Here is a 1,693-nt window from a genome sequence, read left to right on the forward strand (position 1 = left end):
TTGTGTTTTCACCCAATGGGTGAAGCGGTTTTTTGGTTGAAATCATTATACCAGTTGGGGTTTGTGTGTTTTTTTGATTTCTATTTTTGGATTAGGGTAACTGACTATCGCCTAAATGCAAATCACAACTGATACAACTGTGTGGAGTGACAGGAATCATTGTAACTGACTATCGCCTAAATGCAAATCACAACTCTTTTTTGCTTCCTGCAGTTGCCATTCTCTATTGTAACTGACTATCGCCTAAATGCAAATCACAACCTATTACTGGTTCTGTTCATACTACTGTTAATTGTAACTGACTATCGCCTAAATGCAAATCACAACGGTTATGACTTTCCTGATCGCGTTCTCCTTATTGTAACTGACTATCGCCTAAATGCAAATCACAACTGTTACATAGTCCTTATTCCGGTTCTAGTATTGTAACTGACTATCGCCTAAATGCAAATCACAACTATCGTTAAGGAGTTATATTATGATTACTAATTGTAACTGACTATCGCCTAAATGCAAATCACAACTTATTAAGTTATGGCGTGTTTCAAGCCTAATTGTAACTGACTATCGCCTAAATGCAAATCACAACAATAAGGAGTTATATTATGATTACTATTCAATTGTAACTGACTATCGCCTAAATGCAAATCACAACTTGTCTGCTGTTATTAGAGTTCCTGTTGAATTGTAACTGACTATCGCCTAAATGCAAATCACAACTTACTCTTACCTATGACCCTGAACATCTTCATTGTAACTGACTATCGCCTAAATGCAAATCACAACAGAAAACATGGCTTATACCATCAGCTTACCATTGTAACTGACTATCGCCTAAATGCAAATCACAACTTTATTCATATCTTTGCCCCTTCGTTTTCAATTGTAACTGACTATCGCCTAAATGCAAATCACAACTGATGTCGTCAATTACCAAAACCTCACAAATTGTAACTGACTATCGCCTAAATGCAAATCACAACTTACAATACAGTTGTTTCACCAAAAACTAAATTGTAACTGACTATCGCCTAAATGCAAATCACAACCAATCACTGTAGGCACTGCAATTACAGCAATTGTAACTGACTATCGCCTAAATGCAAATCACAACGACAATATATCCCCAAGCTCAGTATCTCTATTGTAACTGACTATCGCCTAAATGCAAATCACAACGCAGAAGCGCTCTTGTGCGTTGGTTTTTGTATTGTAACTGACTATCGCCTAAATGCAAATCACAACTCGCGTGCTCAACGAATTATAATTCTATTGTAACTGACTATCGCCTAAATGCAAATCACAACTGTTTTCGACGAGACAAACTGGAACCCTGTATTGTAACTGACTATTACATTACCCCAAAACCCCTGACAACTTTTTAAAATTTCTTATATAGAACATCTTAAGAGACCTTCTTCTTTTCCTGATTCAATTTTATACTTTCTTGATACACATCCATTGGTTTTTTATATTTCAATGTTTCATGGAATCTTTGATGATTGTAAAACTCAATATAATCATCCATATCAGTGATTAAATCACTAATGGATTGATATTCATTTAAATAAATTCTTTCGCATTTTGCGCTCCTCCAGAAACGCTCAATACAGATATTATCTGTAGCCCTACCTTTACCATCCATAGATATTGTAATACCTAAATCTTTTAATCGTTTAGTGTGTATCTCACT

At 35.4% G+C, this 1,693-nt stretch carries 1 protein-coding gene and 1 CRISPR repeat array; the gene reads right to left on the bottom strand.

Features of this window, described 5'->3' with window-relative positions:
- The first annotated feature begins 93 nt into the window (after positions 1-93).
- Positions 94-1,307: direct repeats of the CRISPR family, unit length 36 nt; unit sequence ATTGTAACTGACTATCGCCTAAATGCAAATCACAAC.
- A gap of 98 nt (positions 1,308-1,405) precedes the next feature.
- Positions 1,406-1,693: integrase core domain-containing protein (locus BHECKSOX2_RS07905; protein ID WP_139683137.1), on the bottom strand; the 288-nt coding region annotated here is incomplete at its 5' end.

The organism is thiotrophic endosymbiont of Bathymodiolus puteoserpentis (Logatchev), from assembly GCF_900127505.1.
GTDB lineage: Bacteria > Pseudomonadota > Gammaproteobacteria > PS1 > Pseudothioglobaceae > Thiodubiliella.